This is a genomic window from Micromonospora yangpuensis, from assembly GCF_900091615.1.
Lineage (GTDB): Bacteria > Actinomycetota > Actinomycetes > Mycobacteriales > Micromonosporaceae > Micromonospora > Micromonospora yangpuensis.
The window spans coordinates 142845-167120 of record NZ_FMIA01000002.1; the positions used below are offsets into that span (position 1 = coordinate 142845).

19 protein-coding genes are annotated in these 24276 nt (G+C 73.7%); 4 read left to right on the plus strand and 15 right to left on the minus strand.

Annotated features, from left to right (window positions below; translation table 11 throughout):
• Positions 1 to 6 precede the first annotated feature (6 nt).
• Genes GA0070617_RS00795 through GA0070617_RS00825 form a run of 8 tightly spaced genes read right to left on the minus strand, consistent with a single transcriptional unit; the run spans position 7 to position 8845 of the window.
• On the minus strand, positions 7 to 1770 hold the full coding sequence (locus tag GA0070617_RS00795) for a VgrG-related protein (RefSeq protein ID WP_091432553.1): 1764 nt from the start codon (positions 1768 to 1770) through the stop codon (positions 7 to 9).
• Positions 1757 to 2488: a CIS tube protein gene (locus GA0070617_RS00800; RefSeq protein ID WP_091432555.1), complete on the minus strand. Its 732-nt coding sequence runs from the start codon at positions 2486 to 2488 to the stop codon at positions 1757 to 1759. Before GA0070617_RS00800 ends, GA0070617_RS00795 begins: the two co-directional genes overlap by 14 nt.
• Entirely contained in the window at positions 2488 to 2916 is a 429-nt protein-coding gene (locus GA0070617_RS00805) for a phage tail protein (protein ID WP_091432558.1), read from the minus strand. The genes GA0070617_RS00800 and GA0070617_RS00805 overlap by 1 nt, the downstream gene beginning before the upstream one ends.
• Before the next feature lie 51 nt (positions 2917 to 2967).
• Positions 2968 to 6189 carry a hypothetical protein gene (locus GA0070617_RS00810; RefSeq protein ID WP_139135541.1) on the minus strand — a complete coding sequence of 1074 codons (3222 nt, stop codon included), beginning with the start codon at positions 6187 to 6189 and terminating at the stop codon, positions 2968 to 2970.
• Positions 6190 to 6195: 6 nt separating this feature from the next.
• Positions 6196 to 6354, minus strand: coding sequence for a DUF6760 family protein (locus tag GA0070617_RS30305; protein ID WP_175440397.1), 159 nt, complete (start codon positions 6352 to 6354; stop codon positions 6196 to 6198).
• Positions 6351 to 6827, minus strand: a complete 477-nt coding sequence (locus GA0070617_RS00815) for a hypothetical protein (RefSeq protein WP_091432564.1) — start codon at positions 6825 to 6827, stop codon at positions 6351 to 6353. The genes GA0070617_RS30305 and GA0070617_RS00815 overlap by 4 nt, the downstream gene beginning before the upstream one ends.
• Positions 6824 to 7264, minus strand: a complete 441-nt coding sequence (locus GA0070617_RS00820; protein WP_091432567.1) for a phage tail protein — start codon at positions 7262 to 7264, stop codon at positions 6824 to 6826. The genes GA0070617_RS00815 and GA0070617_RS00820 overlap by 4 nt, the downstream gene beginning before the upstream one ends.
• Before the next feature lie 30 nt (positions 7265 to 7294).
• Positions 7295 to 8845: a phage tail sheath family protein gene (locus GA0070617_RS00825; protein ID WP_091432570.1), complete on the minus strand. Its 1551-nt coding sequence runs from the start codon at positions 8843 to 8845 to the stop codon at positions 7295 to 7297.
• A gap of 198 nt (positions 8846 to 9043) precedes the next feature.
• On the opposite strand from GA0070617_RS00825, the gene GA0070617_RS30965 reads away from it, so the two are divergent.
• From GA0070617_RS30965 to GA0070617_RS00840, 3 genes are all read left to right on the plus strand, one after another.
• Positions 9044 to 10408 carry an eCIS core domain-containing protein gene (locus tag GA0070617_RS30965; RefSeq protein WP_217628756.1) on the plus strand — a complete coding sequence of 455 codons (1365 nt, stop codon included), beginning with the start codon at positions 9044 to 9046 and terminating at the stop codon, positions 10406 to 10408.
• A 208-nt stretch (positions 10409 to 10616) separates the two neighbouring features.
• Positions 10617 to 10910 (plus strand): hypothetical protein, encoded by a 294-nt coding sequence (locus tag GA0070617_RS00835; RefSeq protein ID WP_091432573.1) that lies wholly within the window; start codon positions 10617 to 10619, stop codon positions 10908 to 10910.
• Positions 10903 to 11319, plus strand: a complete 417-nt coding sequence (locus GA0070617_RS00840; RefSeq protein ID WP_091432576.1) for a hypothetical protein — start codon at positions 10903 to 10905, stop codon at positions 11317 to 11319. The genes GA0070617_RS00835 and GA0070617_RS00840 overlap by 8 nt, the downstream gene beginning before the upstream one ends.
• A 123-nt stretch (positions 11320 to 11442) precedes the next feature.
• Here GA0070617_RS00840 and GA0070617_RS00845 read toward each other — a convergent pair whose 3' ends face one another.
• The 4 genes from GA0070617_RS00845 to GA0070617_RS00860 all read right to left on the minus strand — a co-directional run bounded on the left by GA0070617_RS00845 (position 11443) and on the right by GA0070617_RS00860 (position 18530).
• Positions 11443 to 13770 (minus strand): ATP-binding protein, encoded by a 2328-nt coding sequence (locus GA0070617_RS00845; RefSeq protein WP_229688278.1) that lies wholly within the window; start codon positions 13768 to 13770, stop codon positions 11443 to 11445.
• Positions 13767 to 14564 (minus strand): Pvc16 family protein, encoded by a 798-nt coding sequence (locus tag GA0070617_RS00850; protein ID WP_091432580.1) that lies wholly within the window; start codon positions 14562 to 14564, stop codon positions 13767 to 13769. Before GA0070617_RS00850 ends, GA0070617_RS00845 begins: the two co-directional genes overlap by 4 nt.
• A gap of 13 nt (positions 14565 to 14577) precedes the next feature.
• Entirely contained in the window at positions 14578 to 17685 is a 3108-nt protein-coding gene (locus GA0070617_RS00855; RefSeq protein WP_091432584.1) for a DUF11 domain-containing protein, read from the minus strand.
• 224 nt (positions 17686 to 17909) lie between these two features.
• Positions 17910 to 18530 carry a helix-turn-helix transcriptional regulator gene (locus GA0070617_RS00860; RefSeq protein ID WP_091432588.1) on the minus strand — a complete coding sequence of 207 codons (621 nt, stop codon included), beginning with the start codon at positions 18528 to 18530 and terminating at the stop codon, positions 17910 to 17912.
• A 169-nt stretch (positions 18531 to 18699) separates the two neighbouring features.
• On the opposite strand from GA0070617_RS00860, the gene GA0070617_RS00865 reads away from it, so the two are divergent.
• Complete coding sequence (locus GA0070617_RS00865) at positions 18700 to 20010, plus strand: COG1470 family protein (protein ID WP_091432592.1); 1311 nt, start codon at positions 18700 to 18702, stop codon at positions 20008 to 20010.
• Here GA0070617_RS00865 and GA0070617_RS00870 read toward each other — a convergent pair.
• The 3 genes from GA0070617_RS00870 to GA0070617_RS30310 form a co-directional block, all read right to left on the minus strand.
• Positions 19962 to 21854 carry a serine/threonine-protein kinase gene (locus GA0070617_RS00870; RefSeq protein ID WP_091432595.1) on the minus strand — a complete coding sequence of 631 codons (1893 nt, stop codon included), beginning with the start codon at positions 21852 to 21854 and terminating at the stop codon, positions 19962 to 19964. The genes GA0070617_RS00865 and GA0070617_RS00870 overlap by 49 nt on opposite strands.
• 191 nt (positions 21855 to 22045) lie before the next feature.
• The gene (locus GA0070617_RS00875) at positions 22046 to 22438 is read right to left on the minus strand and encodes an RDD family protein (RefSeq protein WP_091432598.1); all 393 of its coding nucleotides are present in this window, start codon (positions 22436 to 22438) and stop codon (positions 22046 to 22048) included.
• A gap of 146 nt (positions 22439 to 22584) precedes the next feature.
• Complete coding sequence (locus GA0070617_RS30310; RefSeq protein ID WP_229688291.1) at positions 22585 to 24165, minus strand: sensor histidine kinase; 1581 nt, start codon at positions 24163 to 24165, stop codon at positions 22585 to 22587.
• Between the last annotated feature and the right edge of the window lie 111 nt (positions 24166 to 24276).

Genomic DNA, 24276 nt, shown 5'->3' on the forward strand with positions numbered 1-24276 from the left:
CTCCGGTCAGTTGAGCTTCACGAGTGGTGCCTGGATGTCGACCTGGGTGCCGCCGTCGACGGTGACCTTGCGTCCCCGCATGACCAGCTCGCCGGTGCCGGCGTCCAGGGTGATGCCCCGGCCCTTGACGGTGACCTGCTTCTGCGCCTCGATCTCGACGGTGCCGTCACTGCGGATCACCACCGAGGTCTTCCGCTCGTCCAGGTGCACGGTCAGCCGGTCCTGGGAGGTGACCAACCGGATCCCCCGGGGGCCGGCGGCGAGCTGGGACTCCAGGAACTCGATCCGGTCGCCGCTGCGGGAGGCGAACGAGCGCCGGTTGACCCGCCCGGAGGAGGAGTCCACCAGCGCGCCGTCGTGCGGTGACGGTCGGTCCGTGCCGTTGTAGAGACCCCCGATCACGTACGGGCGGTCCAGCAGGCCCTGCTCGAAGCCGACCAGCACCTCGTCGTTGACCTCCGGGCAGAACACCCCGCCGCCGCCACCCCCACCGAGCTGCACCGTACGGACCCAGTCGGTCTCGTACTCGCCGACGTCGGTCAGCCACGGGAAACGCAGCTTCACCCAGCCCTGGCCGACCCGTTCGGGGTGCCGACGGTCCACGTCGGCCTTGACGTTGGTGACGATCCCGGTGGCCAGCCCCGGCACCCGGCTCGCCCGGGCCGGCGCGGCGGCGGCGGTGGCCAGCCCCCAGGTCGACCGGTCCTGACGGCCACTCACCGTCAACCAGGTCTCGTAGACCAGGCCGGGGCCGAGCACGTGCCGGCTGGCGGTGATCGTGTACTTGCCCTCGAAGGGGGCGCCCACCTGTTGCAGGGAGATCGGCACACCGGCCCGCAGCAGGGGATTGCCCCGGAGGCCGACCTCCAGCTCCGCGAAGGCCCCCGTCACGTCGGCGGCCACCGCGCCGGCCACCGCCCGGGTCTCCGCGGTGGTCCGGTACGGCACGTCGGCCACGCAGAGTCGGGCCGTACCGAACGGGCTGGTGACCTTGTCCGGGGTGGTGCCGATCTGTACCTCGTCGCTGGCCTCGGCGGTGACCTCGGTCTTGAGCGGCTGCTTGCGGCGGACGTCCCAGCCGCGCACCGTCACCCCGGCCACCTGCCCGACGGAGGTGACGGTGGAGCGGACCGAGAAGAGGTTGTCGTCCATCTGGACCACGAACCGGCTCTGCTCGGCGGTCACCCCGGCACCGGGCGCACCGGCGGCCCGCACCGAGCGGCGGAACTCGAACCTCCCGTCGACGACGACCACCTCGGCGTCGTTGTCGACCGCGAGCATCTTGAGGAACTCCCAGTCGTTGACGTTCGGCTGGGTGACCGTCTCGTACACGGTGGAGGTGGCCTCGACCCGGCCGATCGGGATCCCGGCGGCGGCGGCGACCTCCCGGGCGATGTCGGAGGCCTTGCGGTTGACGAAGCTGCGGACCCGCTGGCCGCGCATCAGCCGGTGGGAGAGGTCCAGCGCCCGCAGGGTGGTGAAGGTGCCGACCCCGTCGTACTCGCACTCCAGGGCGACCACCTCGCCGGTGAACAGCGGCACCGTGGCGGGGTCCCGGCCGGTACGGACCCGGACGGTGACGTCCTTGCCGATGGTGATGCTGTTCTTCTCCAGGAACTTGCTCTCCGGGTCGCGGAAGCTCAGGGTGGCGGCGGCGGCGAGGTTGGTGCTGTCCTGGATCTCCGCCGAGACCAGCAGGTCGGCCCACTCCTTGGGCAGCTCGCCGGGTACCCCGATGACCAGGTTGTTGGTGTGTTCACCGCCGGACATGACGGTCCTCCCCGGTGGGCAGCTCCTCCGGTGCGGGCAGGAGCAGTTGTCGTCCCGCCGTCAACCGGAGCGGGTCGTCGATGTCGTTGGCCTCGGCGATCACCCGCCAGACGGTCGGGTCCCCGTACTCGCGGTGGGCCAGCAGCTCCAGGGAGTCCCCGGCCACCAGGGTGTGCACCCGCCGGGCGCTCCGACTGCCCGAGGTCGGGTTCTGCCCCGGCGTGGCCCCGCTGATCTCGTGCAGGGTCAGCGAGCAGGTGGCCCGCAGCGGGGTGCCGTCCGGGTCGAAGAGGCTGTAGGTCGCGTTGATCTGGCTGACGTACGAGTAGAACGACACGGTCTGGAACTGCCCCCAGGCGAACTTCACCCAGGGTGGTGAGGGTGCCTTCGCGGCGATGCTCGCCTTCGTCGGCACACAGCAGGTGAGCAGGGAGTCGACCCGTTGCTGAACGGTGCGGGAGTGGGTGTCGGTGGCGTCGAGGAAGATCTCCAGACTCAACGTCCGGGGGCCGGAGCCGCTGAACTCGGCGACGCCGACGTCCTGCGCGCCCCGGACCACGTGCGGGATCCAGTTCGCCGACTTGGTCAACGCCAACTGCTGCGGGTTGAACATGAACGTGATCGGCCCGCCGAGGGTGCCACCGGGTTGGCTCCCACCCGAGGTCGGCGGCTGGTACCGCTGCAGCTGCGCGGCGACCTTGCCGGCCCGCGACCGCATCAGCCCACTTCCAGAAAGCCGTGGTACGCCAACTCGATGCTCTCGCTGGCCACCTCGGAGCGTTCCGGGTCGAAACTCGGCCCGGACCAGCGCACCAGCACCACGTCGGCGAGTCCCCACTGGACCAGCAGCGCCAGGTCGGGCCGGAGCGCGGCGATCTGGGCGGTGCCCCGGCGCACCCCGCTGGGCAGCTGGGCCAGGTAACTGGAGACCTTCGCGGTGTCCCGGGTCAGCGGTCGGGTCAGCGTGACGTTGGAGTATCTCAACCGGGACGGCAGCTGCCAGACGAAGTCGTTGTTGCCGCCCTCCTGGTACTGCTCCAGCTCGACCTCGCAGCCGAGGCCGTCGCAACTGTTCCACTCGCCCAGGTCGATGCCGTCGATCTGGAGCCGGAAGTGGACGCTCGTCCCCGGGTCACCGCTGGCCATCGGGGTACCCCCTCTCGTGGTGCCGGTCTGTCCGTCGCCCCGGTGGTGGTCTCACCGGTGGCCGTCCCGCCACCGGCCGGAGCGTTCCCGGCTGGCCCGCAGATCGGCGCGGACCAGCCGGCTGATCGGTCCGACCAGCCGGTGTGCCAGGGCGTCGAGCTCCCGTCGGTCGAAGCCGCGCAGCATCGCCTCGATGTCCGGCTGCGCCGCCGGCTCGGCCGGTGCGCCGGTCTCCTCCCGCTGGACCGGCCCGAGCGACCGCTGTGCCACCCCGCCGACCTGCGGCCTGCTGGGGGAAGCCGCCCGGGACCCACCGGCGGATCCGGCGGAACGCTGGACCGTCGTGGATCCGGCGGTCCGTTGGACCATCGTGGGTCCGGTGGCCCGCTGGGCGGTCGTGAGACCGGTGGTCCGTTGGACCGTCGTGGGTCCGGTGGCCCGCTGGGCGGTCGCCCGCTGCCGGGGTGGACCGCCGGTGGCGGGTCGGGCCGCGCCGGCCGGATCGGGCTCCGGGCGTGCTCCGCTGTCGGATGCCGACCTCAGCGGCCGGTGCTCGGCCGACGCCGAGGTGCCGGTCACCCTGGTCCGGTGGCCGTCGCCGGGCGAGACGGTACGGGCAGCGCGGGCCCCGGGGTCGCCCTGCCCCGGCCCGACCGGGGACGGACCGGAACGGACCTGCCGCTGAACGGAGCGGGCCGGTGCCGGCGCGGCGGATGGGCCGGGGCGCGGACCGGCCGGGTTCCCGGTGGGTGCGGTGGTCCGCTGGGCGGCGGCCGACGCACCCTGGTCCGGGCCGGCCGCCGACGCCACGACGGCACCCCGGGTACGCCAGCGCACCGGCACGGTGGCCCGGGAGCTGGTCGGAGTGCCGGGCGTCGTCAGCGTCCCACTCAGGCCTCCGCTCAGTCGGGGCAGTTGGCGCTCGGCGAGCAGTGGCACCCGCTGTGGGGCCGGTGACGACACCCCTACCTCGCCCCGGTCGTCGGTCCGACGCAGCCGCTGAACCACCGGTCCGGCCGGGGGCGCCGTCGCCGCGGGGCCACCGGGCGTGGACCGGTTGGTGGCTGGCTGTCCCGGCACGGGTTCGGGTCGGCTGGCCGGCGTGCCGGGGCCGAGCGGAGTCGACCGGCCGACAGCCGACCGGTCGGTTGCGACCCGGGCTGGCACCGACGGGCTCACCTGGGCTGCCGTGGCCCGGTCCGGGTTCGGCCGGGCCGGTGCGGGCTGGACCGGGATCGACCGGCCAGGTGCCGGGGTGGTCGGCGGGCGGTGGGCGGCGCTCGGGGTGCTCGTCGGGGCCGTGCCCCGGGAGGCGCCGGTGGCGGTGGACGGAGCCCCGGCGGGGTTCCGCAACGTGGTCGACGGTGTGGCCGCCGTGGAGGCGGCGTCATCGGCGCGGACCACCGGCCGGCGACGCAGTGGGACGACCCGACCGGTGTGCCCGGGGGCCGCCGACCGTTGCAACGGTGTCGATCCGGCCGGGCCGACACCGTTGCCGTCGACGGTTCTGCCACCGCCACCGCCGCCGGTGCTGCGGGTGGTGCTGGCGGTCCCGCTCGTGCCACCGGGGTTCGGGGTGCCGGCGGGCGCCGCTGGTGGAGTGGGGCGGACCACCGGTGGGGGCGCGTCGGCGGGCAGGGGGTGGCCGAGCCCGAGCCGGGCCGGGCCGGGGGTGCTGCGGGATGGCGTGAGTGCTGCGGGGGGTTCGGGTCGCACCCGGGCGGTCTGGACCACCGGCGGGCCGGACGTCGCGGGGTCCGGCCGGGAGGGCACGGCTGCGGTGTCCCGGTGGGCGGTCGGATCCGGTGCGGGGTGCGGCGGGACGGCGGAGCGGTTGCCGGCCGGTGCCGGACCGCCGACGGCCGGTCGGGCCGTCCCGGCCGGGGTCGTGCCCCGGTCCGTCGTCCCGGTCGGGGTCGTGCCCCGGTCAGTCGTCCCGGTCGGGGTCGTGCCCCGGTCAGTCGTCCCGGTCGGGGTTGGGCCCCGGTCCGTGGGTGAGCCGGAGGTCGGGCCCCGTGACGTCGGTGGGCCAAGCGGGTTGTTGGTGGGAGCCGGCGCGCTGGCCGGGGACGAGGCGGGATCGGGTCGACCTGCGCGGGCGGGTGCCCGTTGGACGGTTGGCGGTGAGGTCGTCGAGCGACCCGCACCACCTCCCGTCGTGCTCCGATCCGTGGTGCTCCGGCCCGTGGTGCTCCGGTCCGTGGTGCTCCGGCCCGTGGTGCTCCGGCCCGTGGTGCTCCGATCGGTCGTGCTCCCGCCGGTTGGACGGCCGGTGGAACGTGGCCGGGCCGTCTCGGGCAGGGCCGGCAGGGGATCACCCAGCCCCAACCGGGCGGGTCGGCGTACCGGTGGCTGTCCGGACCGGTCCGATCCGGTACCGGCGGGGGCTGCGGCAGGGCCGGTGTGGTGGGTGGATCCCGCAGCCCCGGAGGGGACTCCCGGCCACCCGGAGGCCGGGCCGGGGCCGGCCGCGCCGGCTGCACCGGAAGCCGCGGTGCCGGGACGAGGGGGCGAGCTGGCGGCTGGGCCGGCGGCGGGACGGGCCGTGGTCGGGCTGGCGGTCGCGGCGCTGGCGGCGGTCGGGCTGGCCGGGGTGGTGGCCCGCTGCACGGTCGGCGGGCCGGAACCGGAACCGCTGCGGGGCGAGCCGGTCAACCGTCGGGCCGGGCCGGCCGGCCGGGCGGTGACCAGCGGGCCGGCCGAGGCGGGACGCTGGACGGCCGGCCGGGACACCCGGTGGTGGTCCGCCGGCCCGATCACCGGTGGCGGGGAAGCAGGGCGGGCGTCGGGCGTGGTGGGCGTACCCGTCAGGCCGGTGCCGGAGTGATCCACCAGGTGGTCGGCGGGGCTGCGCTGGACCGCCGGCAGCTGCGGGGCCGGGCCCCGGTCGGTGGGCTTCTCGGTGGGCTTCGGACCGGGCCGGGAGCGGGCCAGGTCGCGTACCACCCCGAGGGGGGCCTGCTCGCTGACCAGATGGTCGAGCGGGGTGCGCAGGCTCGGGTCCTGCTGGGTGCTCAACCGGGTGGTGAACCGGGGCAGGTCGCTGACCAGCATCGGCGCGTCGGCCATCGCCCGTTGCATCGGCGGCAGGGCCCGCCAGGCCGGATCGACGGGTACCCGATCCACGGTCCCGGTCGGCGCTGCTCCGGACAGGGTCGGCTCGGTGGCGGACCGGGCCCGCTCACCGGAGGGGTCGGCGGCGGCACCGGACGGGTCGGCGACCCGGGACCGGGTGCCGGCCACCAGTCGCCGCATCCTGTCGCGTAGCCCCATGGCACCTCACTGACCTTGGTTCATCCTGGTGTTGATGCGGGCGATCTCCGCCACGTACCGGGCCCGCTCGGCGTGGGTGAGACCGAGGATCTCGGCGTGTGGCCAGTGGAAGTGGTAGGCGACGTACGAGACCTCCTCGTGGAGCCGGTCGGCCCCGTACGTCACGATTCCCCCGGGCGACCACCGGCCAGGTCCACCTCGAACACCGACCCGCAGTCCGGGCAGGTCACCTCGGCGAGGGTGTGCCCCTCGGCGTTGATCCGGCGGTACAGGTCCTGCAGGAACGCCAGGTCGGAGGCGAAGAGCCGCTCGATGACCTCGGCGCGTACCTGGGTGATCGTGCCCAGCCGGGTGACCACCAGGCTGAGCAGGACGATCGACAGGTACGCCGGGTTCTGCTTGACCCGCAGGTCGACCAGGGGCGCCAACTCGTCCCGGGCGGTGGCCAGCCGCATGCTGCCCTCCCGGTGCACGGTGCCGTCCTCGTCGACGTACCCCCGGGGTAGGTGGAAGGTGAACTCCGTCTGGAGCCGGACCGGCGGGGGCGGCGCGACCACCGGCTGGCTCGGCTCCGCCGGCAGGTCGGCCGGGTCGACCAGGGTGTCGAGGCTGCCGGCGGAGACACCACGGCGTCTCACTGGGTGCTGATCTCTTCGTAGACGATGGTGACCTTCTCGCTCGCCGGGGTCGCGTCACCGGCCTTCAGTGACGGGCCCTCCCACCTGCTCACCCAGGCGTTGGTCAGGTCGAACCGGCGGGTCTGGGACTTGTCGGCGTTGGTGATGATGATGCTGATGTTCTGCCGGGCCGCGTCGATCGAGCCCTTCAGGAACGTCTCCTTGATCCACTCGGTGAAGGAGCTGCTCTGGTCCAGCCCCCGGGTGACCGTCACCTCGCCGGCCTTCCGGGCACCGGGGATCTTGCGGATGATCAGCTCGCCGGTGGGGGTGACGTGCTTGACCTCGATCGAGTCCAGCTCGACGGTCAACCCGCTGACCTCCTCCACCAGCTCCACCTGGATGCCGCCCATCTCCACCTGGAAGGTGTGTACGACAAAGCTGTCACCAGAGGCCATCGTGGCCGCCTTTCGTCATCGGGATCTGCGTCAGTCGCTGATCAGGCTGGTGCTGTCGGAGAACTGCGACAGGCGGAAGACGACGAACTCGGCGGGCTTGACCGGGCAGATGCCGATCTCGCACACCACCTGGCCCCGGTCGATCACCTCCGGTGGGTTGGTCTCGCGGTCGCACTTGACGTAGAAGGCGTCCGCCGCGGTCGCCCCGAACAGCGCGCCCCGCCGCCACTCCTCGGTGAGGAAGGCGGTGATGTTGCGGCGGATGGTGCCCCACAGTCGCTGGTCGTTCGGCTCGAAGACCACCCACTGGGTGCCGAGCAGGATCGACTCCTCGACGTAGTTGAACAGCCGGCGCACGTTGATGTAGCGCCAGGCCGGATCGGAGGAGAGGGTGCGCGCGCCCCAGACCCGTACCCCCCGGCCGGGGAAGGCCCGGATGCAGTTCACCCCGATCGGGTTGAGCAGGTCCTGTTCGCCCTTGGTGACGTTGTTCTGCAGGTCGACCACGCCTCGGAGCACCTCGTTGGCGGGGGCCTTGTGCACGCCCCGCTCGGCGTCGTTGCGGGACCAGAGGCCGGCCAGGTGGCCGCTGGGCGGCAGGAACACGCCCCGGCCGGTGCTCGGGTCGAAGACCTTCACCCAGGGGTAGTAGAGCGCCGCGTAGCGGGAGTCGTAGCCGGCCTCGTCCTGCCGCCAGGTGCGGACCTGCTGCGCGGTCAGCTCCGGCGGCGGGTCGAGCAGCGCCATCCGGTCGCCCATCTGCTCGCAGTGCGAGATCAGCGCGAGCTGCGCGGCCTTCACCGCCTCAAGATCGATGACCCCGGCCTGGTACGCCCCCATCAGGTCCGGCGCGGCGACCATGGTGATCTCGTCGATCGCCTCCAACCCGGCCAACCCGGTACGGCTGTCGACGTCCCCGGTGAACTCGTCGGCGGAGAGGCTGGTCGGTACGGCCTCACCGGGAGCGCTGGGCGGGGCCAGGGTGACCGTCTGCTTGGCCGGGCGGGCCAGCGCGTTGGCGGCGGTGGCCTCCTCCATGGTGATCAACTTGGACCGTTCCCGGACCTGGTTGACCACGTAGCTCTTGTTGCTCTTGCGGAACGAGGCGTCGTACTCCTCCGCCGGCCGGCCCTCGGCGCGCACCACCAGCCGGAAGCGGTCCTCGCCGACCCCCTCGCCCTCGACGTCGGCCACCTCCACGGTGACCTCACCACCGGCGGCCGGCAGCGCCGCCACCCGGAAGGTGCCCAGCGCCGACGGCTCCCCGGCGGGCAGCTCCTTCGGCGCGCCCCGACCGCTGCTCTTGCGGGCCGCCGACGAGTCACCGATGCGGACGATGTAGCAGATGCCACCGCCGTTGGCGAAGTACCCGTACACCGAGTGGGCCAGGTAGCTGCCCTCGACCATCCCGCCGAAGAGCTGGACGAACTGGCTCCAGTTGGTGACCAGGGTCGGAGTGTGGAAGGGCCCCTTCTCGGCGAACCCCACGAAGGCGGTCACGGCGGTGCCGACGCCCTCGATGGGACGCGAACCGCTCTGGACCTCCTCCACGTACACACCTGGGGACAGGTACGTCGGCATGCAAGCTCCTCTGCCAGGTCGGCGGACGTTGGCCAGCCTTGCGCGCCGTACCGCCGTCGGGAAGGTCCGTAGGGACCTGCGCCGGGGCAGAGTCGCGTACCACAGGGGCAGGCCGTCCGTGATCCTGTCCGGATGGTCCTGCCCCGCGCCGGACGGGTGGACCTACGCTGGAGGTCGACCCCGAGGAGGTGGCCGGGCATGCGCCAGCACCGCTCCGAGCAGGCGTCGAGCACTCCGGACCGTCCCGCGTCGACCCACGCCGGGCCCGCCGGTCGACGGGCCGAGGGACACACCGCCCGGCGGGGCGAGGTCGCCCGGTCCGGACGTCCCGGTGTCGGGCGCAGCCCGCAGGAGATCATCGGTCTGCAACGGACGATCGGCAATCGTGCGGTGGCGCGGGCGATCGAGGAGGACCGGCACGAGCACGCCGCCGGCTGCGCCCACCCGCCCGCCGAGCAGGTCCAGCGGTCGGTCGCCTCGGTGCTGGGCTCCAGCGGGCGGCCACTGGACGACACGACCCGGGCCGACATGGAGTCCCGCCTCGGCTCGGACTTCTCCGACGTACGAATCCACGACGACTCGGCGGCCCGGTCGTCGGCGGCCGGGATCGGGGCGCGGGCGTACACCTCCGGCAACCACGTGGTCCTCGGCGAGGGCGGCGCCGACCGGCACACCCTGGCCCACGAGCTGACCCACGTCATCCAGCAACGGCTGGGGCCGGTCGCCGGCACCGACAACGGCTCCGGCCTGCGCATCAGCGACCCGGGTGACCGCTTCGAGCGGGAAGCCGAGGCGACCGCCCGCCGGGTCCTCGCCGGTGCTCCACCAGCGGCCACCGAGCAGCAGCACACCGACGGCCCGACGGCCGCGGAGTCGCCGGTGCAGACCGCCGTGCAGCGGGTGCCGAAGGCGGACACCGAGCCGACCAGCAGCCGCCAGCAGCCGTACCCTCCCGAGGGTCGCCGGACCCGGGGCAAGGTCAGGGAGGAGGAGCGGGCCAAGCTGCCACCGGTCGACCCCAAGCAACTCCGACTGCGGTTCAGGTCCGCCTACGACGGCCCGGACGAGCAGGAGTTGGACACCAAACAGGACATCGGCTTCACCCAGACCGCCACCCTGATCGCCCCGGCCAACCTGCCCCGCAACGCGGAGTTCACCTACGACTTCCGGCAGTTCGCCGCGGACCAGTACGTCTACTGGGAGCGGCAGGACGACGAGACGTACAAGAAGGGTCAGCGGACCTCGACCGCCTGGCGGCTGGACGGGCCCTACCATCCGCCGTACGACGACAGTGAGATCGACAAGACGCCGACCACCATCACGTTTCGCGACGCCCCGGGGTGGTCCCGTAACGTGGCGATGACCCCGGGCTCCTGGCTCGCCTCGTACACGGTCCGTTTCCGGTGGGAGATCAAGCTCGCCGGTTCCACGGACGCGCCCTGGGTGAGTGACGTGGTCAGCCACACCTTCACCTCCCCGTTCGACCGGCGGAACCCGGCGGAGTCCGGGCCGTTGCAGGCCGCTCCGGTGGGCAGCCGCGACTGGGACGTGACCCTGCCCTAGCGGCCGTGCCGACCGGGCTCGGCCGGGGTCCTTTCCGCAGGGCTGACCCCCACGGACGCCACTGGCGTGTCGTCAGTCCGGGTCGCTTCGGCGCTTTGCGGGCGATCAGCCGTGGCCAACGCGAGGGTTTCTCGTTGGGGCAGACGTGAGCCGACCTCCTTTGCTGCCGACCAGGCAGGATGCCCGACAGGGCCGATATGATTCGAGTATGACCAAGCGGGTGACGGTGAGTCTGCCGGATGACGTGGCGGCCTACCTGGCCGGCGAGGAAAACGCCTCAGCGGCGGTCGCCGACGCCCTGCGGGCCCGCATGGACCGGGCCGCCGCCACCGCGGCGATGCTGCGAGCGGTCGGGGTGGACGTGACGGAGGAGGGCATCGCCCGGGTCCGGGGCACCCTGCCGCCTCCGACGGCCGAGCAGCGGGCCGAGAACGCGCGACGGCGTGACCTGCTCCGGGCCGGCAACTGGCCGGAAGGTTCCGGGAGACCGGCAGATGCCTGACGAGGTCGTGATCCGGGCCGTGCTGGACGCGTCAGCGATGCTCTCCTACTCCCGGGGGCACGTGCACGTCGGGGAGTTGCTGCTCGACATCTCCGAGGAAGGCGCCTACGTGGGGCTACCCACGGTGGCGTTGCTGGACGCGTACGCGCAGACCGGCGCCGACCGACTGACCAAAGCGCGACTCAAGGTGCTGGCCACGCTGCCCGGCGTCGCGGTGCTGTCCCTAGGTGCTGCGGACGCGGTGGAGGTGGCCAACACGGTACGTCTGGTCAAGGGCGACCTGGCGCGGGCGCACGCCGTCTGGACCGCACTCGACCACGACGCGTACTACCTCACCAGCGAGCCGCACCTGGTTCCCGACGTGATCGCCCCGGAGTTGGTGCACCACATTCCGGTCGACGACGTCTGACGGGACGCTGCCCGCCCGGGAGCTTCCGAGGCGGCGTTGATCGACTCGGTTGGGCCGATATGGCTGTGTCAACCTGCCTCGGACCCCGCCATATCTACCCAACCGAGTCGATCAACCGGGCCGTCAGGGGCGGCGGGGCGGGGTGGGGCCCGGCAGGACCAGCCGGCCGAGTTTGCGGTACTCCGCCTGGGCGGCGGCGACCACCATCGCCATGGTGACCGGGCCACCGGACTCGGCGGCCAGGTAGCCGGCGCTCACCGCGCAGGCCCGGATGCCGCCCCCGCTCAGCTCGAACGACCGGGCGCAGTGATCCAGGTCGACGTCGTCGGCGCGGGGCAGTTCGGTGCCGAGACACCGGTCCCAGAGGGCCCGCCGCTGGGCGGTGTCGGGGACCGGGAAGTCCACGATGACGTCGAGCCGACGCAGGAACGCCTCGTCCAGGTTGGCCCGCAGGTTCGTGGTGAGCACCGCGACCCCGTCGAACGACTCCATCCGCTGCAGCAGGTACGCGCTCTCCAGGTTGGCGTACCGGTCGTGGGCGTCGCTGACCTCGGAACGCTTTCCGAAGATCGCATCCGCCTCGTCGAAGAGCAGCACCCCGTTCACCCCGGCCGCCTCGGTGAAGATCCGTTCCAGGTTCTTCTCGGTCTGGCCTACGTACTTGTCGACCACCGTGGAGAGGTCCACCACGTACAGGTCGAGGCCCAGATCTGCGGCGACCACCTCGGCGGACATGGTCTTGCCGGTGCCGGAGTCCCCGGCGAACAGGGCGGTCACCCCGTGACCGCGCCCACCGCCGGGACGCAACCGCCACCGGCCGAGCACCTGCTCCCGGTGGCGTACCCGCCGGGCCAGCTCGGCCAGCTGTTCCCGGGCGGCAGCGGGCAGGACCAGGTCGTCCCAACCGACCCCGGGCTCGACCCGGCGGGCCAGCTTCTCCAGCGCCGCCGCGTTCTGCGAGCGCACCCCGGCCCGGACGTGGTGCACGGTGAGCGGACCGGACCCGGCCAGCACCGCCTGCTGGGTGGCGGCCACCGCGGCCCGGCGTACCTGGTCGGGCCCGAGGACGTAGGCGGCCAGTTCCCGCTCCGGGTCGACGTCGGCGGCCAGCTCCACCGGCCGCCCGGCGAGGGTGTCCCGCCACAGCCGGGCCCGCTCGGCGGCGTCGATCGGGGTGGCGGTCACCAGCAGCGGCGACCGGTCCGCCCAGTACGGATCCCAGCGCAGCCGGCCGGTCAGCAGCACCGGTACCGGCAGCGCGGTGAGTCGGCGCAGCAGCCGGGCGTTGGCCGGACCGGCCGTCGGATCCAGCACGTCGACCGGTCCGACGACGAGTCCCGCGCGGCGTAGCCGGGCCTCCCGGACCGCGACCGCCAGCGCCTCCTCGGGTGCCGGGTCGGCGTGCAGCGCGTCCAGGTCCAGGGCGAGCACCGCCCGCCCGGCCCCGACCAGTGCGGCACGGGCCAGTTCGTCGGCCGCCCCGCCGGGCTCTTCCCGCAGGTAGACGAGCTGGTCACCGGCCTTGATCGCCGCCGCCAGCCCGGCCGTCGGCCCGTCGTCGGTCGGCCCGTCGTCGGTCGGTGGTGGCGCGGTCGGGGAAGCGTGGCCTGGTGGCCCGGTCGGGCGAGTGCGGTCCGCTGGCGTGGTGGGGCGAGTGCGGTCCGGTGGCCCGGTCGCCGGGAAGGTCGGTTGGCCCGGTACCGGCCGGAGCAGGCCGGCGAGCCGGCCCACGGTGTGCCGCTCGCCGAGCAGGTGCCCGGTCACCCGGTCCGGCACCCGCAGTGACCGGGTCAGGAAGGGGCGGTCGTCCTCCTCGACCTGGAGCAGGCCGCCGGTGACCAGGGGACCGGTGTGGGCGATCCGGGCGCGGGCGCTGCCGGCGAACGGGGCCGCGCCGCAGAGCCGCAACGCCAGCCCGATGCTCGCCCGCCGCCGGGTCACGTCGTCGTTGAGGTAGCCGTACAGCCGCTCGTACCGTGGGTCGAGGTCGGGCAGCATCGCGATCAGCAGCAGCTCCACGTCGAGCGCGGTGAGCGCGAAGTCCTCGGCCAGGTCGCGTAGCGGCACCCTGGCACCGGCGGCCCGCGACTGGTCGGCCCAGCGGTCGGCGGTCTCGACCGCGTCGGCCGCGATCTCGTCCGGCACCGGTGGGGCCGGGTCGTCCAGCAGCCGCCAGGCGTCGGAGTCGGAGACGTGCAGGCCGCGCAGCGGGTCGTCCGGGGCCGGGTCGGACTGCCGCGCGGTGACGACCGCCCGCCGGACCCGCTGCTCGACCAGGAAGAGCCGAGCCCGCAGGTACGTCGTCCCGGCCGACTCCGTCTCGTCCGCTGCTGTCCCGGCCGACTCCGTCTCGTCCGCCGCTGTCCCGGCTGTCTCCGTCCCGGCTGCCGTCGGTGCGGTCGACTCCGTCCCGGTCGTTGGCTGGTCGATGTGCGACGGGGCAGCGGTCACCGCTGGCCGTCCCGGATCGGACCGCCGGTGCCCTGGCGGCGCTGGCGGTCGGCGGCGGTGCCCCGGGCCCGTCGGACGCCGACCGGGGGGGCGGGTTCCGGCTCCGCCGGGTCCGGGTACCGCAGCCGTCGGGTCTCCGCGCCGACGATCTCCCGTCCCGCCGCCCGGTCCCGGGCGGCTGCCCCGTCCCGACCCGGGGCGCCGGCGCGCTCCTCGGTGGGGCCGGTCCGGGCACCGGTACGCAGCCGCAGGCCGTCGGTGACCGGCTGGACGGTGAAGCCGGTGGAGGCGGCGATCGGCGTGGTCACCACCAGGTCGAGGGAGGGCTTCAACGAGCCGCCGAGGGCGGACCAGATGTCGGCGAGCCCCCGGTCCCGTTTCGGGGGCACCGCGACGGTCACCGGCACGGTCAGGCCCAACTCGGCCAGGCCGCCGACCAGGCGTCGTGGGGGCAGCACGTCGTGGGTGACCAGGCCGGTCAGCAGCAACGAGAGCAGCCGGTGCTCGTCCTGCGGCCGGGCGGTCCAGGCGGTCACCAGGTACGACAGGGTGAAGTACCGGGGTGGCTGGTGTTCGGCGACGACCACCCCGGCGCTGTCGTACTCCTCGATCCGGCCCTCCCTGCGGTGGGCCATGTCCTCCCGGATGTCGTAGAGGAAGAGGTTGACCGTCGGGGCGTTGCGTCGCGCCTCCCAGTCCTTCGTCGGCGCGTCGAAGGCCACCTGTACGTCGGTGCCGGCGAGCACCTCCTCGGTGAGCAGCGCGTGCAGCACCTCGTCCACCTCGTGGATCACGGATTTCCTCTTCTCACCAGCCGCGCTGGACCAGGCCGGGGGGTTGCTGGGCGGGCAGTACCACCCGGAAGTCGGCGCGCAGCGTGCCGAACCCGGGGCCGGTGGCCAGCACCTCCCGGGGGCCGAGCTGGTCGCGGGGCACCACCAGCAGCTGCGCGGCGAAGGTGCCGTTGGCCGCCGGCACGGCCGGGTTCGCCGCGGCGGTCAGCCCGACGTCCCAGGCCAGCCGGACCGGTACGCCGGGCGGGAAGTCGACCCCCCGGACCGAGGTGACGAAGCCGGGCGGCCCGATCTCCGGAACGGTCACGATCCGGGGCTGGAGCACCCGGAACGGGGCCTGGGCGGTGTCGTCGAGACCGTCGTCGGCGGCCACGGTGCCGCGCACCGTCGTCGTGGTCGCCGCCCTCGGCACCAGCACGAAGGTGAGGCTCCGGCTGGCCGCCGGGGCCAGGTCGGGCACCGGGCAGGAGGTCGCGGTGCAGCCGGCCGGTCGGGTCCGCACCGGCACTCCCGAGGGCAGCCGTGGCGTGATCCGGATGCCGGTGACGGGCAGCTCACCGATGTTGCGCACGGTGTAGGTCACGGTGATCCGGCCGCCCACGTACCCGGGGGTGGGGTTGACCCGCACGGTGATCCGCACGCCGGTCACCGGTGGGGCGGGCGACGGCACGACCGGCGGGCTGGTCGGCGGTGCGGTGGTGGGTGGCGGCGTGGTCGGCGGTGGCGTGGTCGGCGGTGGCGGCGTGGTGGGTGGTGGCGGGGTCGTCGGTTCGACGACCGGGGTGACGACCACCGGTACGGACGCCGTGTTGTCCGAGGGGCGCGCGTCGACGACAGTCGAGCAGCCGGCCGTCCACTGCACCTGGTACGTCCCGGCGGTGACCCCGAGCAGCTCGACGCGTACCCGGACGGTGTTGCCCAGGCCGATCGCGCCCAGGTCGCAGCCGGGTGAGTCGAGCTGACAGGAGCCCTGCTCCGGCTCCAACGCGGTGACCTGGAGGCCGGCCGGCACGTCCAGCGTCAACTGGACGTCGATGGCCGGGCTCGGCCCCCGGTCGGTGACGGTCAGGGTCAGCGCGGTCCGCTGACCGACCGGCACCGGGGCCGGCGGCTCCAGCACCGCCGTGGCCACGTCGACCGACTGCTGCCAGGTCGGCTTCCGCTGCCGGCCGGCGGGCAACTCCCAGGTCAACCCGTCGTGGTACGCGGTACCGAAGTCGTACGTCTTGACGTACTCCGGGCTGGTCGAGGCGTCGTAGCGGCGGGCGTTGTAGGCGAGCTGGCTGCCGTCGGGTGACCAGGCCACGTCGCGGGGCCGGTGCGGGCCGTCCTCCGGGGCGGTCAGCGGGCCGGCACAGTCGGCGGTCGGGGTCTGCGGCGCGAGCACCTCGCAGTCACCACCGGCGAGGTCGGTCGTCACCAGCCCGTCCACGCCCCGACCGAAGGCGATCCGGGTGCCGTCCGGGGAGAAGGTGGGGCCGTAGTCCGCGCCGGTGCACTCCGGACAACCGTCGGCGGTCAGGTCCTGCTGGCCGGTGCCGTCACGGGCGTCGACGGTCCAGATGTGACTGTCCGCGCCGGCACCCTCCGGTTGGCCCCGGACGAAGGCCAGCGTGGAGCTGTCCGGTGACCAGGCGGGCTGGCTGTCGGCCAGCTCCCCACCGGCCGCCGGTGCCACGGTGAGCAGCCGTTGGCCGGTCTCCAGGTCGGCCACCACGATCCGGGTCGGCAGACCCGGCGCGGCCAGCGCGTACGCCACCCGGGTGCCGTCCGGTGACCAGGCCGGGTCGGTCTCCCGTTCACCGGCGGCCCGGTCGGTCAGCGGCAGCAGCGCCGCGTTGCCGCCGTCGGCGTCGACCGTCCAGAGCCGGGAGACCCGGCTGCCGTCGACGGTCTCGAACCGGTTGACCACGATCCGCCGGCCGTCCGGCGAGTAGTCGGGGCGGGCGGTCCACGGATCCCCGTTGACGGGCTGCCAGAGCAGATCCGGGTCGTCCGCCGCACCGGGATCCTCGCGCAGCACGGTCAACCCCAGGTCACGCGGGTCGGTGGCGTCCGGCCGGATGTCCTGCAGGGTCACCGTGTACCGGTCCTCGGCGGTGGTCCGGGTGACCAGCAGCTCCGGTTCGCCGCCGGTCGGGGCGTACCAGGTGGGTCGGTCGACCGAGCGGTCCTCGGCGAGGCGCAGGACGGCCTCGCAGGGGCACCAGTCGTCGCGCGGGACCCCGGTGTAGACCAGGTCGATCTCGCCCCGGGTGCCCTCGGTGTCGGTGGTCCGGCTGAGGAACGCCACCGTCGTACCGTCCGGGGACCAACTCGGCCGATGGCTCTCCCACACGTCGCTGAGCAGCAGCCGGTCGTCGCCCCCGGCGCTGTTCATCAGGTGGATCTGCCGGTCGTCCGGGATGTCCGGTGCGGCCGTGTACGCGATCCGGTCGTTGGCCGGGTCCGGGTCCCAGGCCGGCTCACCGGCACCGTCCGGCCGGACGGTCAACGGGGTCGACGGGCCACCGTCGACCGGCACCCGGTGGATCTGCGGTACGCCGCCGTCACGGCGTTCGAAGGCCAGGGCGGTGCCGTCGGGTGACCAGGTGGGCCGCCGGTTGTCACCGATACCGTCGGTGACCTGGCGTAACCCACTGCCGTCGACGCCGATCACGAAGAGGTCGTGCCAGCTGTTGACCCCCTCCCGGGTCTGCTCGAAGGCGATCCGGGTGCCGTCCGGCGACACCGACGGTGCCCCGGCCACCTGCACCGGATCGTCGGTCAGCCGGGCGATCTCCCCCGAGCTCCGACGGACCCAGAGCTGGGCCAGCTCCGACTCGCGCCGGCTGACCCAGGTGACCACGTCCCGGTGGGCGGCTGCCTCGTCGTCGAAGTGCGTCGGCCCGGCACCGAGGAAGGGCACGGAGACCGCCTCCGCCCCGGTGCCCTCGATCAGGCCGATGCTGCGGTGCCCGGTGGCCAGGTAGGCGATCCGCAGGTCGGTGACGGGTGGCAGGTCGGCCGCCGCCTCGACGGGTGCCGCGCCGCCCGGCGGGGCGACCAGCACCCACCCGCCGAGCAGGGTGGTCACGGCGACCACGGTGGCGAGCAGCGGGGATCTTCGGTGGAGACGCAACAGACACCTCGGCGGGCGTGGGCCTCGGGTGGGTCAGGTCGCCATCATCTGCCTGCGGCCCGCGATGGCACAGGGCCCGCCGGACAGGGACACGGGCACGATCCACCGGCGGTACGGGCACCGCGCCCCGCTGCCGGGACGGCACGCCGCGGCCCGCTGCCGGGACGGCACGCGTGAGAGGGGTTCCCTTCTCGACCGAAGGCGTTAACAGGGGGCCCTTCCTTTCAGATGAGGTCGTGGCGGAGGGCGTAGGCCACGGCGTGGGCCCGGTTGCGCAGGTGCAGCCGGGTGGTCATGCCGTGCACCACGTTCTTCACCGTCCGTTCCGAGTAGGACAGCTTGGCGGCGATCTCCCGGGTCTCGAACCCGTCGGCGACCAGCCGCAGCACGTCGACCTCGCGGGTGCTCAGCCCGCCCAGGGTCAGTCCCCGGGGGTCCAGCACCTCCCGTTGCAGCCGGCGCATCTGGTTCAGCAGGCGGCCGAGCAGATCGGCCGGGACACTTCCCTCACCCCGGGCCGCCGAGGTGATCACCTCGACCAGGCGGTTGCCGGAGGCCTCACCCCGGCGGACCACCCCGACCACCCCGCACTCGACGGCGGTGGCGAGCTGGGCGTCGTCGATGGCGGCGGGGACCAGGACCAGCCGGTTCTGCTCCCGGCGCAGCCGCCGCAGGGCCTGCGTCGCCGGGCCCGTGAGGGTGTCCACGACGATCAGGGTGACCGCCGCCTGGTCGGCTTCCGCCTCGTTCAGCACCCTGATCTCCGGGTGTCCCGCGAGCTGGCCGGTCACCCCCGCCCACGAGATCGGATCCGTCGCGTGCACGTAGACCGGTACCCGCTGCATCCTCGTCTCCTCACTCACCGTGCCCCGGCCGGCGTGCCGGCGGCTCGGAGAGTATGCGCGGGATGTCTTTGCGTTCACTTAACGTCGTCCACAGGGGCAGCCGCATCTGCCCGTCGCCGTACCCGGATGACCGGTGGCAGGGGCGGGAACCGTACCTACGCTCGGGCAGATGCGGGCATCGGCGAATCTGGCCAGCACCTCCGTGAGCGTCGCCCCCGGTGGGGAGGCCGAGGTGCCGGTCACCGTGCGCAACGCCGGTGACACGGTCGAGGCGTACCAGATCGAGGTTCTGGGGGTGCCGGCCGAGTGGGTGACGGTGGAGCCACCGACGCTCACCATCTATCCGGCGGGCTCGGACGGCGTCGTGGTGACGTTCCGGCCGCCCCGTTCGTCCCGGGTGGACGCCGGTGACCGGACCTTCGGCGTGCGGGTGGTCCCCTCCGAGTACCCGGACTCCGCGGTGGTGGAGGAGGGCGTCCTCACCGTCGAGCCCTTCGCCGAGCTGGCCGCACAGGTGCAGCCGCCGTCGCGCAGCGGCCTGCGGGGGGCCCGGTACCGGATCGACACCGACAACCTCGGCAACGTCACCGAGGAGGTGGCCTTCGCGGTCGCCGAGGGCACCGACCAGGTGGCCTTCGCGCTGCCCGCCGATGCCGTCGCGGTGCCCAACGGCACCCGCGCCGAGACCCGCCTGCGGGTACGCGCCCGCCGGCTGCTCTGGTGGGGCGAGCCGAAGGAGTACCCGTTCGCCGTCGAGCTGCGCCCCGGTGCCGGGCGAGCGGTGAACCTGGACGCCACCTTCGTGCAGCGCCCGGTCATCTCGGCGGGGTTGTTGAAGCTGCTCGCCGCCCTGCTGGCCCTGCTGCTGGCGTTGCTGGCGCTCTGGTTCGGGCTGCTGCGCCCGCAGGTGGAGTCGGCGGCCCGGGAGGCGGTCGAGGCGGAACGGGTCGCCCAGGCGGAGCAGACCCCGTCGGCCGAACCGGTCCCGCCGGCCGCGTCCCCGTCGGCACCGGGCGGCGGTGAGCCGGGTGCCGGTGAGCCGGGCACCGGTACGCCCCCCGGCGGCACCGGCCCGGGTGGGGTGGGTGGCCCCGGTGGCGCCCTCGGCGGTGAACAGTTCGCCGCCGCCATCACCTTCCGGACCAGCCCGAACGGCTCGGCGGAGCGCAGTTGGACCGTGCCGGAGGGCCGGACCTTCCTGCTCACCGACTTCCTGGTGGACAACGTGCAGGGCGACGAGGGCACCCTGACGGTCACCGCGAACGGCGTCCGGGTGGTCACCTACGCGCTGGAGAACTTCCGCAACCAGGACTACCACTCGGTGACCCCGATCCGGGTGCCCGAGCGGGGGCGGGTGACCCTGACGGTGGTCTGCCGCCGGCCCGGTCAGCCGGCCAACGCCCCCCGCGCCACCACCTGCCGCGAGTCGCTCTACCTCAACGGCGTGCTCACCGATCCCCCGGCGGAGGACCAGGACTGAGCCTGCTCCGGCGTGGTGGCGTCCCGGCTGACGGGCGGGCTGCTGGGCGGGGTGCCGTCGTCCTCGTCGGGCTCCGGCGAGGCGGTCGGCCGCGGCGGGTCGGGTGAGTCGGTCGGCTCCGGCGAGGGGGTACCGGTCGGGGCCGATGGGCTGGGGACGATCGGCTCCGGCTCGGTCGACCCGTCGTCGTCGGGCGGGCTCGTCGAGCCGGTCGGGATCGGCAACGGGCTGGTCCTGACGGTCCGGTCCGGCTGCGGGCGCTCGTCGGACGGCTGGCCGTCGGCCGCGCCGATCCCGCTGGTGTCACCGCTGCCGCCCGGCGTCGACTCGGTGGTGCCCGATGCCGAGGTCACCGTGGCGAAGGCCCGTGCGCAGGGGGTGCCGTTGAGGCTGAACTCCCGGGGTGCCCCACCGTCGGTGACGTCGTGGGTGCCCCGCAGCGACAGGGTGGTGGTCTGGCCCGGGGCGAGCCGGTGTGCGGCACGTACCGTCACGCTCTGCTGCTCCTGGCTGAGCTGGACGTCGTCGGCGCTGTCCACCATCCGCTGACCGTCGGGCACGGAGAAGACGAGCTGCCAGCCCGACAGGGTCACCCCGCCGGAGTTGGTGACGGTCAGCCCGGCGACGAAGGTGCCGTCCAGGTCGTGCTGGGCGGTGTACCGGGTGGCGCAACCGGCGGCGGGCACCGCCGGGGCGGCCTCGGCCCGGGTGCCCTCCGTCGGGTCGTCGATCGAGCCCAGGCCGGGTAGTTGGGTACCGAGGATGGCCAGCAGGACGGCCGCCGGTGCGGCTCCGAGCAACATCGGCCGGCGCAGTGACCGACCGGTGCGGCCCTGCCGGGGTGGCGTCGCGGCGGCGGTCCGCTCCCGACTCGACCGGTTGGTCACGGCGCGCGCCCGCCGACGCGGAGCGACCGGGTCCCGGTCGGCTCCCGGTACGGCCGGGTCCCGGTTGGCTCCCGGTACGGCCGGCGCCCGGTCGGCCCCCGGCCCGGCCATGGCCGCGCCGGTCACGGTGGTGAGTGGTCGGGGGCCGGCGGCCTCGGCCAGGATCTCGAACGCCTCGACGGCGCTCGGCCGGTCGGCCGGATCCGGGGCGAGGCAGCGGCGGCACAGCTCGGCGACCGGCTCGGGTAGCCCCGGCACGGTGGGCAACTCCGGCCCGATGCCCGCCTGGCGTTGCCGGATCAGCTCCGTCGGGGTCGATCCGTGCGCCGGTGGCCGACCGGTCAGGCACTCGATGAGCAGCAGGCCGAAGGCGTACAGGTCACTGCCGGAGACCGCGACCTCCCCGCGGGCCTGTTCGGGGGCCATGTAGCGCGGGGTGCCCAGCACCTCGCCGGTGCCACCACCGGCGGGCTGACCGATGGACTCGGCGATGCCGAGATCCACCACCTTGACCCCGGTCTCGGAGAGCATCACGTTGCCGGGCTTGACGTCCCGGTGCACCAGGCCCGCGACGTGCGCGGCGGCCAGGGCGGCGGCCACGTCCATGCCGATCCGGACGGTGTCGGCCCAGTCCAGGGCGCCCGAGTCCCGCAGCCGGTCGGCGAGGGTGCCCCCGTCGACGAACTCCAGCACCAGGTACGGCACCCGACGGTGCCGGCCGTGCCGGGTCTCGCCGTAGTCGTACACGCCGGCGATGTGCGGATGGTTGAGCTGGGCAGCCGCGTACGCCTCCTGGCGTACCCGGTCGCGGAAGCGCTGGTCGGCGGCGAGGCGCGGGACGAGCAGCTTGACCGCGACGGTCCGGCGCAGCACCCGGTCGTAGGCCCGCCAGACGACCGCCATGCCGCCTTCGCCGACTGGCTCGACGAGCTGGTAGCGGCCTCCCAGCAGTTGCATCCGGCTCCTCCCAGGTGAGTCGGTCGAGACGACCCGGGGTGATCGCCTCGGCGACCGCGCCTTGGGATGAGCCGGGCCGCCTGGGTTGACGTCACCTGTACCCGGTCCGGTCCGCGGAGAAACGCGTTCGACCGGACCCGAAGGTCGCTGGCCGGTCCGGGGTGTCCCGGACCGGCCAGCGACGACGGGTCTCAGCGGGCGGTGACGACGGTCCGGGTCACCATGTCCGCGATGGTCTGACGCTTGGCCGTGAAGAGCGGAAACAGGTATCCGACGAAGAAGACGAGGCCGTCCAGCCCGTGCGCCAGGTCCCGGACGGCGGCCCGCACCGGCCCGGCCGGGCGCTTGCTCCCGGCACCCAGCAGCTGGATCCCGACCAGCCGGCGGCCCCAGCTCTGCCCGGTGCGGCCGGCCAGCCACCACCGGTTGTACGCCCAGACGGCACTGCCGGCGGCCGCCAGGGAGTAGTAGAGGACGGGGTTGGCGGGCTCGCCCAGCAGCCCCGCGACGAGAAAGAACGGTGCGGCGATCAGGAAATCGACGAGGTACGCGCCGGCGCGGACGAACCAACCCGAGAACTTCATGGTGACTCCCCTTGAGTGAACTGGCTGAGCGGTGATGGGAGAAGCCTGTCAGCGCGTCCCTGGTCAGCGCGTCGGCGACGGGATGGATCCGTACCGCCGCCGGATGGTGCCTTCGAGGACGGGGCGTACGCGAAAGTCGCAGGTCGTCACTCGCGCAGCTCCCGCTTCTCCACAAGCGCGCCGGCGCGGAAGCAGAACCGGTAGAGCACTACCTGTTCACCGGACCGGACCTGTTCGGACAGGGGGGCCAGGTAGGTGACGCAGGTGGCTGCGGGCGGCGGCGGCTCGGTGGTCTCGTCGTCGACCGCGTGCGCCGGCGGGGGCAACACCTGGCGGACGTCGGTCTCGGGTTGCCCGATCCGGACCGCCGCGAACTGGTCGGCGGCCACCGTGGTCGGCGGTGCGGTGGCGACGAAGAAAACGGCCGCGCCACAGCAGCCGAGGACGGCGGTGATCGCGACCGTCAACGTGATCAACGCGATCCGGGAGCGGTGCGCCGACCGCCGGACCAGCAGGTCGAAGTCACCCGCAGCGTCCATCCCGGGTACGGCGGCAGGGCCGGGATGCGGGTCGGCCGTGCTCTCCGGGGCCAGGACCCGGTACGGCAGCATCGCGGCGAGCCGGAACCCGGTGCCGGTGGTCGTACCGTGGTGGAGCACGCCGCCGGCGAGGCGGACCCGCTCGCCGAGTCCGAGCAGGCCCTGCCCCGAGGTCGGCCCGGGATGACTGGCCCCCGGCCCGTTGACCACCTCGACGACGAGGGTGTCCGGCTCGTAGCGCAGCGCCACGTCGATCGGGCCACCCCGGGCGTGCCGCAGCGCGTTGGTCACCCCCTCCTGGACCACCCGGTACGCGGCGTGCTCGATCAACGGCGGCAACGGACGGGAGGTGCCGCTGCGGGTCAGGGAGAACGTCGCTCCGGTCGACCGGGCCGAGTCCGCCAGGGCGTCCAGACTGTCCAGTGGCTGGGCGACGCCCACCTCCTCGCCGTCCTCCTCCTGGCCGAGGACGCCGAGGATCTGCCGCAGGTCGGCCATCGCGTCGGTGGCGGTGGAGCGCAGCAACGCCACGTGCTCGTCCCGCTGGGCGCCGGTGGCTGCGGGCAACGTGCCGGCGTACAACGAGATCAGGGTGAGTCGATGACCCAGGGAGTCGTGCAGGTCCCGGGCTATCCGGTTGCGTTCCCGGGTCCGGGCCTGCCGGGCCACCGCCACCTGCTGGCTGTGCAGTTGCACGTTGCGCCAGTGCATCGCGCCGACCACCCGGCGACGTCGGCCGACCGCCCAACCCACCAGCGCCGGCACCAGGTGCGTGGGGACGAAGAAGGCAGCGGTCAACACCAGGTCGACGAGGTCACCGACCACGTTCAGTTGCACGGCGGTGGCGACCCAGCAACACGCCACCAGCAGCAGCGCCAGCAGACTGCGGCCGAGGTGCCGCAGGCGGTACCCCGCCGAGAAGCAGAGCATCACCACCAGCAGCCCGCCACCGTCCCCGACGACCACACCTACCGTTGCGGCACAGAGCAGGGCGGTCAACGGACGCACCAGACGCAGCGGTACGACGACGGCGGCGGTGACGGTCGCGAGAACCGCCGCCACCGGCGCGGGGAGCGGTCCGCTGTCGTAGACGAGCGGAGCAATCGGGGCCAGGGCACAGAACGCGAGGGCCAGTACGACCTCGTAGGTCAGGCGCAGCGCCCCGACCGGGCGGATGCCGAACGTCACAGTCAACCCATTCGATCGAAGGTCCGAAGAGGACGGCATCCGGGGTGGTGACCCGGAATGCCGTGCCCCAGCCTCACAGACCTTCCGCCGACGGCACACCGACGCCGGAGG